Annotated in this window: 11 protein-coding genes; all 11 read left to right on the top strand. The window is 37.1% G+C overall.

Annotated elements, in window-relative coordinates:
* Positions 1-1,424 precede the first annotated feature (1,424 nt).
* From tssB to HMPREF3129_RS11360, 11 genes are read left to right on the top strand one after another with little or no spacing between them, the layout of a single operon-like run.
* Positions 1,425-1,925, top strand: a complete 501-nt coding sequence (tssB, locus tag HMPREF3129_RS11410; protein WP_004247653.1) for a type VI secretion system contractile sheath small subunit — start codon at positions 1,425-1,427, stop codon at positions 1,923-1,925.
* 20 nt (positions 1,926-1,945) lie between these two features.
* Positions 1,946-3,424, top strand: a complete 1,479-nt coding sequence (gene tssC, locus HMPREF3129_RS11405) for a type VI secretion system contractile sheath large subunit (protein ID WP_004247652.1) — start codon at positions 1,946-1,948, stop codon at positions 3,422-3,424.
* A gap of 5 nt (positions 3,425-3,429) precedes the next feature.
* Positions 3,430-3,861, top strand: a complete 432-nt coding sequence (gene tssE, locus HMPREF3129_RS11400) for a type VI secretion system baseplate subunit TssE (RefSeq protein WP_004244624.1) — start codon at positions 3,430-3,432, stop codon at positions 3,859-3,861.
* Positions 3,862-3,868: 7 nt separating this feature from the next.
* Positions 3,869-5,644, top strand: a complete 1,776-nt coding sequence (gene tssF, locus HMPREF3129_RS11395) for a type VI secretion system baseplate subunit TssF (protein WP_017628432.1) — start codon at positions 3,869-3,871, stop codon at positions 5,642-5,644.
* Positions 5,608-6,645, top strand: a complete 1,038-nt coding sequence (gene tssG / locus HMPREF3129_RS11390) for a type VI secretion system baseplate subunit TssG (RefSeq protein WP_004244621.1) — start codon at positions 5,608-5,610, stop codon at positions 6,643-6,645. The genes tssF and tssG overlap by 37 nt, the downstream gene beginning before the upstream one ends.
* 4 nt (positions 6,646-6,649) lie before the next feature.
* Positions 6,650-7,918 (top strand): type VI secretion system-associated FHA domain protein TagH, encoded by a 1,269-nt coding sequence (tagH, locus tag HMPREF3129_RS11385; protein WP_004247648.1) that lies wholly within the window; start codon positions 6,650-6,652, stop codon positions 7,916-7,918.
* Position 7,919: 1 nt separating this feature from the next.
* A complete protein-coding gene (gene tssJ, locus HMPREF3129_RS11380) occupies positions 7,920-8,471 on the top strand; it encodes a type VI secretion system lipoprotein TssJ (RefSeq protein WP_004244619.1) in 552 nt (183 codons plus the stop codon).
* A gap of 1 nt (position 8,472) precedes the next feature.
* Entirely contained in the window at positions 8,473-9,831 is a 1,359-nt protein-coding gene (gene tssK, locus HMPREF3129_RS11375) for a type VI secretion system baseplate subunit TssK (protein WP_004247647.1), read from the top strand.
* Positions 9,824-10,579 carry a type IVB secretion system protein IcmH/DotU gene (gene icmH / locus HMPREF3129_RS11370; protein WP_004244617.1) on the top strand — a complete coding sequence of 252 codons (756 nt, stop codon included), beginning with the start codon at positions 9,824-9,826 and terminating at the stop codon, positions 10,577-10,579. Before tssK ends, icmH begins: the two co-directional genes overlap by 8 nt.
* 8 nt (positions 10,580-10,587) lie before the next feature.
* A complete protein-coding gene (gene tssH / locus HMPREF3129_RS11365; RefSeq protein ID WP_036894552.1) occupies positions 10,588-13,311 on the top strand; it encodes a type VI secretion system ATPase TssH in 2,724 nt (907 codons plus the stop codon).
* Between the two features lie 3 nt (positions 13,312-13,314).
* Positions 13,315-14,103 carry a helix-turn-helix domain-containing protein gene (locus tag HMPREF3129_RS11360; protein WP_004244614.1) on the top strand — a complete coding sequence of 263 codons (789 nt, stop codon included), beginning with the start codon at positions 13,315-13,317 and terminating at the stop codon, positions 14,101-14,103.
* The last annotated feature ends 1 nt before the right edge of the window (position 14,104 follow it).

The raw sequence follows: 14,104 nt of genomic DNA, 5'->3' as shown, positions 1-14,104 counted from the left end.
GCTAATTAAGCCACTATTTTTATTTAACACACTCGATATGCGTATATTTCAGTCTTATTTTTACGTACCAATACTCATTTTATGGAGGCTAATTATAAAACTATACAATGAACAAGTAGAAAATAAGGATAGGGAGACACAAAAGTTTTAGTTTAACTATCTTGGTCTTTACTTATTGATGATAAAGATATGCTGTTATTCCAGTATAAATTAAGAAGCGATGCTCATTACAGTAGCAATATTGAGAGAAGATTTTTCATATCATATTAGGGTAAAGATCTATTTGAGCCATATTAGTATTTATCCTTGATTGAAATAGGTAATCCTCTTATTTGATAACAATAAAGATATCTCTATAGTTATTTAGCTATTTATGGTTAGTCTTTTTTGGCTTATAGCACCATCTTCTTACTCACTATAAGAGATACATCGTACTAAAAAATTAAAAATCCATTTATTAAAGCAGAATATTTTTCAGATCATACCCTTAAGTTAAACCAATATAGCTGTATTATGTTTGCAATTCTGTTGCCATAAAAAACTAATTCACACCTAAATAGTTTCATTGCGTTTTTATTTTTTATCATATACTCGTTATATATATGTTATTTTTAATATATCAATATGTAGCGTCACAAAGGGCTTTAAAACCTATTATTCCCTCTGATTTTCTAACACGTTATGTTCCTATGAATAAATTGATATCCCAAAAAAAACCTCTTTATTACTCCTAAATAAAGATTAACGCCTTAACTCAAAACACTATAACACATTGAAAATAAAGCAAAATATAAAAGCATCGCCAATATCCTAAAAGGCTTGTTTAATATGTATCCATCATCGTGCTACAAATATAATGAGTAAAAGCTAACTTATCCTAAAATTGAAATAACCTTTCAAGCAAAATAGATAAAATAAGTAATTATGCTAGAAAAAGATGAAATTATATTACTAATTGTAAAATATGAACTTAGCTCACAGAATTTTATAAATTAATATATTCTATATTTATTAAATTGAGTTTAATTAATATTGCAATTAGCTATATCATTTAGATACTCATTATTAGAGTAACCACCGAATAAGTTAGCTTTCATAATTATAGTCAAACTTATTTCTTATCCCGATAAGATGCCCTATTGATACTGCTCTCAGCTTATTTAATATAAAAATAAGAACTCATATAATAAATTACCTATTGACCCTAAGTTAATTTTGTATATCATGACCAAAACTAAAAAATAAACTTTGTACAATATTAAACATATTTAAACACCTTACTGGGAAAAGAATTCTTAACGCAGAGCCTGTTTTGTTCTGTGTAGGGAAGTGCATGCTCTAAATTTATTATTAATTTTTAATTTAGGCATTTTATTTATGGAATTAAGAAGTTATTGCATACTCATACAAGGAGCTTAACTTAAATGAGTAAGAAAAATCTCGGTAGTGTTGCCCCTAAAGAAAGGATTAATATTAAATATACGCCAAATACTGGCGGAGCTCAGGCTGAAGTCGAACTTCCATTGAATATGTTGATTGTTGGGGATATGAAAGGTAAAACGGAAGAGACCCCCATTGAAGATCGCAAAGCGATTTCAGTCAATCAAAACAACTTCAATTCTGTTATGGAAAGTGCTGGCATTAATTTAAATATTAATGTTCGCAATACCTTAGAAGAAAGCAGTGATTCAGAGCTTAATGTTAACCTTGATGTGAAATCTTTACAGGATTTCTCTCCTGATAGTATCGCTCGCCAAGTGCCCGAATTAAATAAACTTCTCGAATTGCGTGAAGCTTTAGTTGCATTAAAAGGTCCTCTAGGCAATGTCCCAGCTTTTAGAAAGCGTCTTCAAGAACTACTTGAAAATCAAGAAACTCGCGAACAGCTTCTAAAAGAGCTCGATATTGCTGCTAATCAAAAATAATGTTTATAGAGGATTATTTCATGTCACTAAATGCAGAAGCTCAAGAGCAACAAGCCCCCGCATCTACAGGCTCTTTGCTTGATGAAATTATGGCTCAATCACGTATGTCTCCAGAAACAGAAGCATACGATATTGCCAAACAAGGTGTTGCTGCTTTTATTAGTAATATTTTCGCCAGTGAATCTGAAGACCAACAGATCAATCGATTATTAATCGATAAAATGCTTGTTGAACTTGATAATAAACTAAGTACTCAAGTTGACGAAATTCTTCACGCGCCTAAATTTCAAGAAATTGAAGCTTCATGGCGTTCTTTAAAATTACTCGTTGATCGCACTGATTTTAGAGAAAATATTAAGATCAATATTCTTCATGCAACTAAAGAAGAGTTATTAGAAGATTTTGAATTTTCTCCAGAAATTGTTCAATCAGGCTTCTATCAACACGTCTACTCTTCAGGATACGGCCAATTTGGTGGTGAACCTGTTGCAACAGTTATTGGTAACTACGCCTTTAACAATACTGCGCCAGATATGAAGTTAATGCAGTATGTTAGTACTGTTGGTGCAATGGCTCACGCGCCATTCCTATCATCTGTTTCACCTAATTTCTTTGGTATTAATAGCTACGCTGAACTGCCGGCAATTAAAGATCTAAAATCTGTTTTTGAAGGCCCTGCACACACTAAATGGCGCTCACTGCGTGAAGCAGAAGATTCCCGTTATTTAGGGTTAACAGCACCGCGTTTCTTATTACGTTTGCCATACTCTCCAACAGAAAACCCTGTAAAAATGTTTAACTATTCAGAAAATGTTAAACAAGACCATGAGCACTATTTATGGGGTAATACCGCATTCTTATTAGCAAGCTGTATTAATGATAGTTTTGCAAAATATCGTTGGTGTCCAAACATTATTGGCCCACAAAGTGGCGGTACAGTTAATGATCTTCCTGTGCATATTTTTGAAGCGATGGGTGAATTACAAACTAAGATCCCAACTGAAGTTTTAGTTACCGATCGTAGAGAATTTGAACTAGCAGAAGAAGGCTTTATCACGCTGACCATGCGTAAAGGCAGTGATAATGCTGCATTCTTCTCCGCAAACTCGGTTCAAAAACCAAAAGTCTTCCCAAATACTCCTGAAGGCAAATTGGCAGAGACTAACTATAAGTTAGGAACTCAATTGCCATACATGTTTATTATCAATCGCTTAGCTCATTATATAAAAGTATTGCAACGTGAACAGATTGGCTCATGGAAAGAGCGTCAAGATCTGGAGCGTGAACTCAATATTTGGCTTAAGCAATATGTCGCAGATCAAGAAAACCCACCAGCAGATGTTCGTAGTAAACGTCCATTGCGTTCAGCTGAAATCAAAGTACTTGATGTTGATGGCGATCCAGGTTGGTACCAAGTCGCTATTCAAGTTCGCCCACATTTTAAATATATGGGTGCAAACTTTGAATTATCACTTGTTGGTCGTCTTGATAAAGAGTAACGGTGATGGCATCCAATTATGGCTGGCAGGCTAATGCTGGCGCCAGCTTATTTGAACGGATCCGAGGGAAAAACTTAGGTTTTTCCCATCGTTCGCGAACAAATACACTCATTGAATCAATAAAACAGAATTTAAATTACATCTTAAATGCTAGACCTGATGGTTGCCAAGGAACGCCACCCTTAGGGATCCCTGATTTAAATGATGCGACTCAATCTACGGTTGATTTTAAATCTCACCTAGAAGATAGCATTAGTAGTTGCATTATTGCGTATGAACCACGGATCAGCAAAGTTGTAGTGAAATTTCTTGAAGAAGATGCAGATAGTTTATCTTTACAATTTAATATTAATGCTTTTATTGATTTAGAAAATAAGCAGCAACTTATTGAATTTAATGTGTATTTAGATAATAACCGTAGATATCAGCTTAAATAGCATTAATATGTCATCAAAATCCTACTTTACCAATGAATCAGAATACTTAAATGAGCTGACTGAGCAAGTTGCCAAAGAAAAACCGCAACTTGTTAATTTGCTTTCGCACAATGTTAAAGATCCTGATACTTCGCGGATTATGGATGGGCTATCTTATTTATCGGGTAATTTACGCCAGCAAATAGATAGACAATTTCCTGAGTTAACTAACAGTTTAGCCAATATGCTTTGGCCAAACTACGCGCGCCCTGTGCCAAGCATGACGATTGTTGAATATCATCCTAATTATGCTCAGTGCCAACACGCAACAAAAATTTCAGCAGGACAACCTTTTAGTGCCACTCCACTTTATGTGCAAAGTGAGGAAACAAACCACGAGACGTTATTTCAATGTCGATTTAGTCAAAGTCGCGACCTCTGGTTAATGCCGACAAAAATCAGTAACATTTTGCAGCAAACAACCGCCATTGAAATAACATTTGAGTTAGCAACAAAACAGCCACTTGCCAATATTGGCTTAGATAAATTGTGTTTTTACTTAAATGGTGCGCCATTTACTACAAATCAGCTCTATTTTTTATTAAGCCAGCATGTGCAGAGTGCCTCTTTAGTCACAGATGTACATACGCTACCTCTTACTCACTTTTCAGTTACGCCTGTTGGTTTTCAAAAGCAGGATGCCTTACTTCCATACCCGAAAAATAGCTATGATGGCTATCGTATACTGCAAGAGTTTTTCTGTTTTCCTGAAGCCTTTCTCTTTCTAGATATTCATGGTTTGGATGACATTCCTTTGGCTATCGAAGCAGAGCAATTCAAACTGGTGATCAATTTTGATCTAGAAATTCCTGATGGCGTTATTCTTTACGACGACAGTATTAAACTTAATTGCACCCCTATTGTGAATTTATTTCCTATTGATAGTGAAGCAATAAATTTGACGGGGAAAAGTGAGGAGTATGTTTTAAGTCCTAATTACCAACTTACTGAATGTTTTGATATTTTTTCGATTAATGAGGTTAGAGGGTTACGTTATCCTAATGATGCTAAACCTTATCCGATCACCTATACAGCATTTGAAAGTTTTTATCATCAAAACCATCAGACTCAAAATCATGGCTATTACCGTTTAAAGATAAGTCAAAATGAACAGTTATACGGCTATTCCCATCGACTTTCTTTTGTTCGTCAGCAAGAGCCTCAGTTACAACAGTGTGAAGAAACCGTTTCTGTTGCACTCAACTGTACTAACCGCTATATCGCTTCCCAGTTATCGACGCGTTCTATCGATTTAGATAGTGCATCAATTCCTTATGGGGCTTTATCTGCTAAGAATTTATTCGCACCAACACTGCCTTTATATCCATTATTAGATAAAACATTATATTGGTCTGAATTAACTAATTTATCTTTAAATTATCAGTCTTTGCTCAATCTTGATTCATTAAAAAAAATATTACAACTCTATGATTTACCGTCTGTTTATAACACACAGGTTGCAAGGCAATCACAAAAACGCCTAGATGCATTAGTTGATTTACATTCAGAGCATATTGAGCATATCTACAAAGGGCTTCCTGTTCGTGGTCTGAAAACAACTTTAGTTGTTCATCAAAATGCGTTTCTTTCGGAAGGAAGTTTATTCCTATTTTGTACCGTTATCGCTCAATTTTTCACCTTATATACCAGCATTAATATGTTTCATGAGTTGGAAGTTATTAACCTTGATAATAAGGAAGTTTATCGATGGCCAGCACAAATCAACCAGCACATACTGAAGTAATCGATCGTTGGCTGGAACAAGCTGGCTCATCGGTAACAGAGTATAATTTTTATCAACTCGTTGAATTGTTAAATAAAATAATTCATCAAGATGTCAACTCGATGGAGGATGACAGCGGTATTCTTCGCTTTAAATCTTATTCAAATATTGCATTTCCGACGCGAGATGTCATTTCCATTGAAAAAAATAATGTCGAACAATATGAATTAGAAGTCGCTTTTTTAGGCTTACAAGGAAGTCAGTCCCCCCTACCAGGCTATTATCTGGATGAGTTTGCTTGGGAAGATGCACAACAGATAGAAGGTATCTCCGCTTTTCTCGATATCTTCAATCATCGTCTGATAGCGTTACTTTATCGGATCTGGCGCAAATATCGTTACTACATTTGCTTTGAAAATGAAGGTCAGGATTCATTTTCACAATATATGTTTTCTCTCGTTGGATTAGGCAATGGAGCTAATCGCGGTCGGATCAAAATCAACCATAGCAAAATGCTCGCTTATGCTGGTCTTTTGGCGAGTCCAAGTCGCTCTTCTGATGTGATTAGTAGTCTTATATCTCACTGTTTCGACTTAGAAAATGTAAAAGTAATTGGTTGGGAGACACGCCGTGTTCCTATTCCTGAATCACAACAAAACAAGTTAGGTACGATTTCTCATCAATCCGGACAAAAATCTCGCCCACGAATGTTATTAGGGGAAAATTTTAGTCTGGGCTCACACATATATGACTGCAATGGAAAATGCACCATCGAAATCAGTGAATTAAGTTTAGAACGCTATATGCGTTTTTTACCTAACGGCAGTGATTTCGCACCATTAGTTGCCTTTGTTTCTTACATTTTTCATGAGCAATTAGCTTGGGATTTACGTCTTAGCATTGCTGAAAAGCAAGCCGAAGGGTTCCGTTTGGGTCACCAACAACACAACCAATTAGGCTGGCAAAGCTTTTTAGGTCAACCCGCAAAGAAACCGGATGTCACCATTACGGTATTGGAATAAAGAGATGGATAAATATCAGCCAACAATTTCTTTTAGCATCAAAAATAGTGAACAGCTAGAAAGTGGTTATCTGCCAAATGCGACTTTAACTCAAAGTGGCGGACAGATTGGTAGTGGCAATCAATGTGACTGGAAAATCCAAGATAATGAAGGTGCTATTGCCGATCGGCAATGTACGGTGTTTTGGAAAGATCAACACTTTTGCTTAAAAGTAAATTCAGGTCCTGTTTACATTAATAATGCGATTATTCCATTGCATCTTGATGCCGTTAGACTGACCCAAGGTGATCAGATAAAAGTGGGTAAATTAGTTATTGCCACCAATATTAGTCTTACCGGAGAGCCGGTACAAAATATGATGGCGATGACGCCTCAGTCTATTATCGCAAAAGATCATAATCCGCTAGATTCATTATTTGATGTTGATACAACAGTCAAAAATGAGCGGAAAGAGCCTCCGTTTGTACCAACCGTTCAGGGTGCATTAACAACAGATCCACTACAGGCTTTAGAAAACGAAAATCTAAGCTTAATTTCTAAAAACACACAAGCTACTTCAGACGATCCTTTATTGAGTGACCCCCACTCGTATTCATCTGCCTTTCCGACATCAGATAATCAAGAGAATACTATGGTCCAAGAATTTATTGATTTACCTAAAATCACACCTAATGAAAACGAACATATGACCGATGTCGATCATGTGGCGGTTAACCCTCTGATGAAGGGATTAGGTATCCACCTTAATTTAACAAATACACAGCATGCTAATGATTTTCTTGTTGAACTGGGTAAAACCGTCAAAGCGGCTATTGAAGGTTTACTGATTTTGCAACAACAACAAGAAAGCTTACAAGATAAGCAATTACGCCCAATTGAAGATAATCCTCTACGTCTTAATAGTGGCTATGAAGAGACAATGAAGTTGATGTTTACCGATGAACGTAGCCCTGTACATCTTTCAGCACCTGCGGCAGTAACAGAAAGCTTGCACAACATCCAATTGCATTATCAAGCGAATCAAGAAGCTATTTCAACCGCACTATCAACCATGTTGGCAGCATTCTCTCCTGAACATTTATTAAACCGCTTTTCTCAGTATCGACGAGCTTCAGATAACACACCAATGAATGATGGCTGGGCTTGGGAAATGTACAACAACTATTACAAAGAACTCTCTTCATCTCGGCAACAGGGTTTTGAAAAATTATTCTATGAAGTATACAGCCATGCTTATGACAGAGCGCTGAGAAAAGGAATAGAGGAAGCTTAATATGCAGCTTAGAACTTTCTCAATATTACTGTTATTTAGCTCTTTTTTAATATTGAGTGGATGTAGTAAACCTTTTGAAGCCGCGGGTAAAATGGGGAAAATCTTATTAGATCCCTCAACTCCTGTTGGGCAACCGAAAGATCAGCCCTCTACCGTTGCATTAACCATCCTTGCGGAGCCCTATATTAATCCTAATCAGGAAGGTGAAGCTGCGCCGATAAATATCCAAGTTGTTTATCTTAACGAAGATTCAGTATTTGGCTCTGTTGATCATGATCAGATAGATGCAAAAGAGGGTGACTTAGAGAAAGTTCTAAAGAAAAATTATATTGACCATCAAGACTACACCATTTTACCTGGCCAATATAAACCCTTCCCTACTATGACGTTAGACCCATCTAACCGTTACATTGGCATTATTGCCTATTACTCAGATCCTGATAAAGCAGAATGGAAGAAAATAGTCAAAGCGCGTGGTAAAGGACGCCACTACTTCCTATTAGTGCACATTAGGGAAAATGAAATCGAATTTAGACAAGAAGAGGATGATTAATATGTCAACTAAAAATAGAGTGATCTGGCGTGAAGGGCTATTTATCAAACCTCAACATTTTCAGCAACAACAACGTCATCAAGATTATATGACGGTGAGTATTTTAAATAACTTTTTTTCACACTTTTGGGGATTTAGTACCTTAAAATTGAGTGACGATTTATATGCTTTAGGTCGTATTGGTATTAAAGAAGCTTCTGGTGTTATGCCAGACGGCACCATTTTCTCTATACCAAACCAAGATTTACTACCACAGCCTATTGATATAACGAATATTACTGATAGTGACAGCAGTATTATTTATCTGGCTTTTCCTTTAATGAACGAGAATGTCAGTGAAATTTCCACTGAACATAACGGTAGTCGTTTACTTTCTCGCTACAGCGAAAGCACCGAAAATATTCGTGATTTACATACTGAAAATGGTGATATCAGTGCTATTCATGTTGCACAGCTCACACCAATACTCAAACAAGGTAAACATGGTTTAGATGCCTATGTTGCTTTACCTATCTGTCGTATTAGAGAGCGTAATGCTAATGGTAATTTAACGCTAGATAATGATTATATTCCCAGCCTATTAAATATCCGTGCCTCAACATTATTGAGCCAATTTCTCACCGAGCTTGAAGGAACGCTATATGAAAGAGGAAAACAAATTGCCTCTCGCATTGGTGCCCCAGGTCAGCAAGGTGTTGCGGATGTGGCAGAATTTATGATGTTACAAGTGCTTAATCGCACTTATCCACTCTATTCGCATTATGCTCAAGAGCCGGTGATCCATCCTGAAAAACTATTTCGAGATTTATTAGAGCTTTGTGGTGAACTACAAACATTCACGAATACTTCACGTTTACCTGAAAATATTGCCAAATATCAACATGCTAAATTAACAGAAAGTTATATTCCATTAATAGCCAGTATCCGCGAAGCACTCAGTGTTGTCTTAACACCAAGAGCGATCCCAATCCCGCTACAAGTTCAAGAGCATGGTATTCGTGTCGCAACCATTCATGACAAACAACTGCTACAACGAGCTGAATTTATTATTGCGGTGAAATCACAAATGCCGCAAGAGCAACTACGTCGCCAATTCCCACAACAAACTAAGGTGACAACAATCAATAACATTCGCAGCTTGGTTAGTGTGCAAATACCGGGTGTTCCTTTATCACCACTTTCGGCTGCACCAAGACAATTACCTTATCACTCGGGATATAACTATTTCCATTTTGATCAACAAGGCAATGAATGGAAAGGGATCCAGCAGGATGGCAACATCGCATTCCACGTTTCAGGAAACTTCCCCGATCTTGATATTCAGTTATGGGCAATAAGAGATGGAGCACTCTATGACTGATGATATTTTACTGAATCATGATGATGAAGAGCGCATTACAAAGAAAAATTACCAACTGCCGCTAAGAGGAAACAACATCAATCCAATGATAGATGCTGCTACACCTTTATTAGGCATGGTATTGCGCATGAAAGCGATGTCTGAAACCCCACTTTCAGAAAAGCTGTACCAACAAGTTGTCATGGATATTACCTCTATTGAGCAACAATTACAGATCCAAGGTTACGAGCCAGGTGCCATTGTTTCATTTCGTTATGTGCTATGTACTTTTATTGATGAAACCGCCCTTGGATTAGGCTGGGATCAAGATAATGGTTGGGTAAAACAATCATTACTGGTTCATTTTCATAATGAATCATGGGGTGGTGAAAAAGTCTTTGTCTTAATTGAAAGATTATTAGGTGAACCCAAGCGTTACCTCGATCTGATTGAATTTATCTACCTTTGTTTATGCCTAGGATACCGCGGGCGCTACAAAGTCTCTGCGGGACAAAATGATGAATTTAATCATTTATTAAGACGCTTACAAAAACAGATCCAACAGCTAAGAGGTAACGCTAAACCAATAGTTCTATTTGAAAAAGGTGATAACCAACAAAGCCGTTATCGTTTAGGTAAGCGTTTAGGGGCTCGCTATATTCTCATAGGTACAGCGGTATTCGCGTTGATTATTTATAGCATTTATTCATCCAGACTGAATTATCAAACACTCAGTATTGTGGAACAACTTAATACTTTACTTGGCTAGGACGCATTATGATCCAAATTGATCTCTCTACTCTCGTTAATCGATTACACCCAATAGCTAAGCATGCCTTAGAAAGTGCAGCCGCTTACTGTGTAAGCCACCAGCAACCTGAAATTACGATTGCTCAGTTTCTACAAAAACTGATAGAAACGCCATTAACTGACATTCGTATGATCAGTCAAAAAAGCGCATTAGATATTAATGCGTTATCAGAGTTATTAGATATCGACATTCCGCCACATCAAGTTATTACACAAAGTTATCCTAGTTTTTCACCCTTATTAGTCGAATGGATGAAAGATAGCTGGCTATTAGCGTCAACTGAGCTAAATCACAGTGAACTTCGCTCTGGTGCATTGTTTTTAACTTTACTACAAATGCCTTTGCGTTATCTTGCGAAACCTGTTGCCGATATGCTTGCGCAGATTAACCGCGACCAATTAAAACTCAATTTTGATCAATGGACTGAAGGCTCTGCTGAATCGCCTTTTAACGAAAAAACAGTATCAGAAAAAGGTAACCTTGCCGCTGATTCATTGTTAGCGAAATTTACTCATAACATGACTGAACAAGCGCGAAATGGTGAGTTAGATCCGGTCTTATGTCGCGATAATGAAATCGACTTAATGATTGATATTCTGTGCCGTCGCCGTAAAAACAATCCTGTAGTAGTCGGAGAGCCCGGTGTGGGTAAAAGTGCGTTAATTGAAGGACTAGCACTACGTATTATTGCCGGAGATATTCCTGATAAATTAAGAGGTTGTGAACTTCTTACTCTTGATTTAGGCGCATTACAAGCAGGTGCTGCAGTCAAAGGCGAATTTGAAAAACGCTTTAAAGGCATTATGCAAGAAGTCACTCAATCTCCTCACCCTATCATTCTATTTATTGATGAAGCACACACCCTCATTGGTGCAGGTAACCAGCAAGGTGGCTTAGATGTTTCTAATTTATTAAAACCGGCTTTGGCGCGTGGAGAGCTACGAACTATCGCAGCAACGACTTGGAGCGAATACAAAAAATATTTTGAAAAAGATGCCGCATTAGCGCGCCGTTTCCAATTAGTGCAAGTCAAAGAGCCATCATCTGCAGAAGCCATTATCATTATGCGTGGCTTACGTAGTATCTATGAAAAATCTCACCATGTCTTTATTGATGATGAAGCACTACGAGCCAGTGCTGAATTAAGTGAACGTTATATCTCTGGACGTCAATTACCAGACAAAGCCATTGATGTATTAGATACAGCCTGTGCAAGAGCCGCGATTAATCTATCTTCGCCACCAAAGGCATTATCCTCTTTGAAAACAGAACTCCACCAAATCAATATGGAAATGGATGTATTACAAAGAGAACACTATTTAGGTTTAGATGATCATTCTGAGCGTCTTGAAACGTTAGCCTCACAAGCAAGTGCTATTGAACAACAAGCAACTGATTTACAGCAAGCATGGGAGCAACAAAAAGAGCTTGTATCTCAAATTATTACGTTACGAGCAACATTACTTAATAATGCTACCGAAGCGACTAATGACGATGTCGCAAACGATGTTGCAAATAATGAAGTGGTAAGTGATATAAGAACTTATAGTGAAGCAGAAGATGCTGAAGATAATGCTGAAGATAATGATGAAAAAATAGCAACACAGCCCCCCTGCTCATCTGAAGAATTAAAGCAACAGTTACAACAATTAGATAAACAACTTGCTCAGTTACACGACACGCATTTACTGGTTTCACCTCACGTCGATAAAAAACAAATTGCGGCGGTAATTGCTGAATGGACAGGCGTACCATTAAATCGATTATCACAAGATGCATTATCAATTGTCACTGAGTTACCGACCTACTTGGAAGAGAGTATCAAAGGCCAATCATTAGCCATTCAATGTTTACACAAACATTTACTTACAGCGCGGGCTGATTTACGTCGACCGGGTCGACCGCTGGGGGCATTCTTATTAGCAGGTCCTAGTGGCGTGGGTAAAACAGAAACGGTTATCCAAATTGCCCAATTAATGTTCGGTGGCACACAATATCTCACGACTATTAATATGTCTGAGTTTCAAGAAAAACATACTGTTTCTCGCCTTATTGGTTCACCTCCCGGTTATGTGGGATATGGTGAAGGAGGGATCTTAACAGAAGCTATTCGTAAAAGACCTTACTCAGTTGTTTTACTCGACGAAGTAGAGAAAGCGCATCCTGATGTGCTAAATCTATTTTATCAAGCTTTTGATAAAGGAGAGATAGCCGATGGAGAAGGACGAGTCATTGATTGTAAAAATATCGCATTTTTCCTCACCTCTAATTTAGGTGACCATGTCATTACTGCTTACGCGGATAAACCGGACGAACTAGAAGATGCACTCTACCCTGAATTAACAACTTTCTTTAAACCGGCATTACTTGCTCGAATGGAAGTGATCCCTTATTTACCGTTGCCTGCAGAGGTTTTACGACAAATTGTTGATGGCAAATTAGCTCGTCTTATTAACCTGTTAAAACAGCGTTTCAACGCAGAAATCAATGTAGAAGAGAGTGTTGCTACGGAAATTTTACGCAGAGCTTCTCGTGCTGAAAATGGTGCGCGTATTTTGGAATCTATTATTGATGGTGCGTTATTGCCGCCTCTTTCTTTATTACTTCTACAATATAGTGCACGTAATGAAGCTATCTCTCATATCCGCTTAGCGACTGAAAATGATGAGTTTATTGCGGAGGTTAATTAAGCAATGAAAGCGAGACTAAAAAATGCGCTTGCACTACTAGAATGTCATGATGTAGAGACGCTAGCTGTTCAATTTCTAAAATATAGCTTTTTTCGTAGCTCACTGAGTGGGTTAATTATTTCGTTAATGAATAAAGCTGAAAATAAATTGGAAAGTTGGAATATCGACTTAACGCTTCAAGTGCAAAGCCATTTTTTAGATACCGATATTACCGATGCAGATCACCCATTAATTCAACTGCTATTTAAGGGTGAACCTGTATTTTGGCAAAACTTACAACAAGGTAGTTATATTAATAATGCTGCTATGCGCGGTTTTATTTCACAGCTTCCGGTGAACACCGGATTGTATAGTTTGCCTATCTATGATGTTAACCATAAAGCATGCGGCACAATTATTCTTTTAGGGCAAGCTGAAGAGCTAGAAAATATCGAGCAAGGTATTTTCCCTATTTATTGTGAACTATTTAATCATCAATTAAAGCATCTTTTTGAATTATCAAATATGCAACAAAAAATCTCTTACTTGCAATATATCAATCAATTACAAAGGGAAAAAGAAACCACGCTTAATGAAACGTTAGATAAATTAACCGCATCTGTAGCGACTATTGCACTTCCTACCATACAAATCAAAGGAGTTAATGATTTAGAAGTTGCTATAGAAAATTATGAAAAAGAAATTTTATTAGATAAACAGCAAGAATTGAAAGGAGATATTAACGCCATGGCAGAACAGCTTAGTATTTCTAAACGAGCGTTAATATATAAATTGAAGAAATACGGAGTATAAA

This window comes from Proteus sp. HMSC14B05 (assembly GCF_001808035.1).
GTDB lineage: Bacteria > Pseudomonadota > Gammaproteobacteria > Enterobacterales > Enterobacteriaceae > Proteus > Proteus mirabilis.
The sequence above is the reverse complement of the archived record's forward strand: the minus strand, read 5'-3'. Positions and strand labels throughout refer to the sequence as shown.

Excerpts from the sequence above, each read along its gene's own strand:
- tssB (WP_004247653.1), top strand. The coding sequence starts at position 1,425 with ATGAGTAAGAAAAATCTCGGTAGTGTTGCCCCTAAAGAAAGGATTAAT.
- tssC (WP_004247652.1), top strand. The coding sequence starts at position 1,946 with ATGTCACTAAATGCAGAAGCTCAAGAGCAACAAGCCCCCGCATCTACA.
- tssE (WP_004244624.1), top strand. The coding sequence starts at position 3,430 with ATGGCATCCAATTATGGCTGGCAGGCTAATGCTGGCGCCAGCTTATTT.
- tssF (WP_017628432.1), top strand. The coding sequence starts at position 3,869 with ATGTCATCAAAATCCTACTTTACCAATGAATCAGAATACTTAAATGAG.
- tssG (WP_004244621.1), top strand. The coding sequence starts at position 5,608 with ATGGCCAGCACAAATCAACCAGCACATACTGAAGTAATCGATCGTTGG.
- tagH (WP_004247648.1), top strand. The coding sequence starts at position 6,650 with ATGGATAAATATCAGCCAACAATTTCTTTTAGCATCAAAAATAGTGAA.
- tssJ (WP_004244619.1), top strand. The coding sequence starts at position 7,920 with ATGCAGCTTAGAACTTTCTCAATATTACTGTTATTTAGCTCTTTTTTA.
- tssK (WP_004247647.1), top strand. The coding sequence starts at position 8,473 with ATGTCAACTAAAAATAGAGTGATCTGGCGTGAAGGGCTATTTATCAAA.
- icmH (WP_004244617.1), top strand. The coding sequence starts at position 9,824 with ATGACTGATGATATTTTACTGAATCATGATGATGAAGAGCGCATTACA.
- tssH (WP_036894552.1), top strand. The coding sequence starts at position 10,588 with ATGATCCAAATTGATCTCTCTACTCTCGTTAATCGATTACACCCAATA.
- HMPREF3129_RS11360 (WP_004244614.1), top strand. The coding sequence starts at position 13,315 with ATGAAAGCGAGACTAAAAAATGCGCTTGCACTACTAGAATGTCATGAT.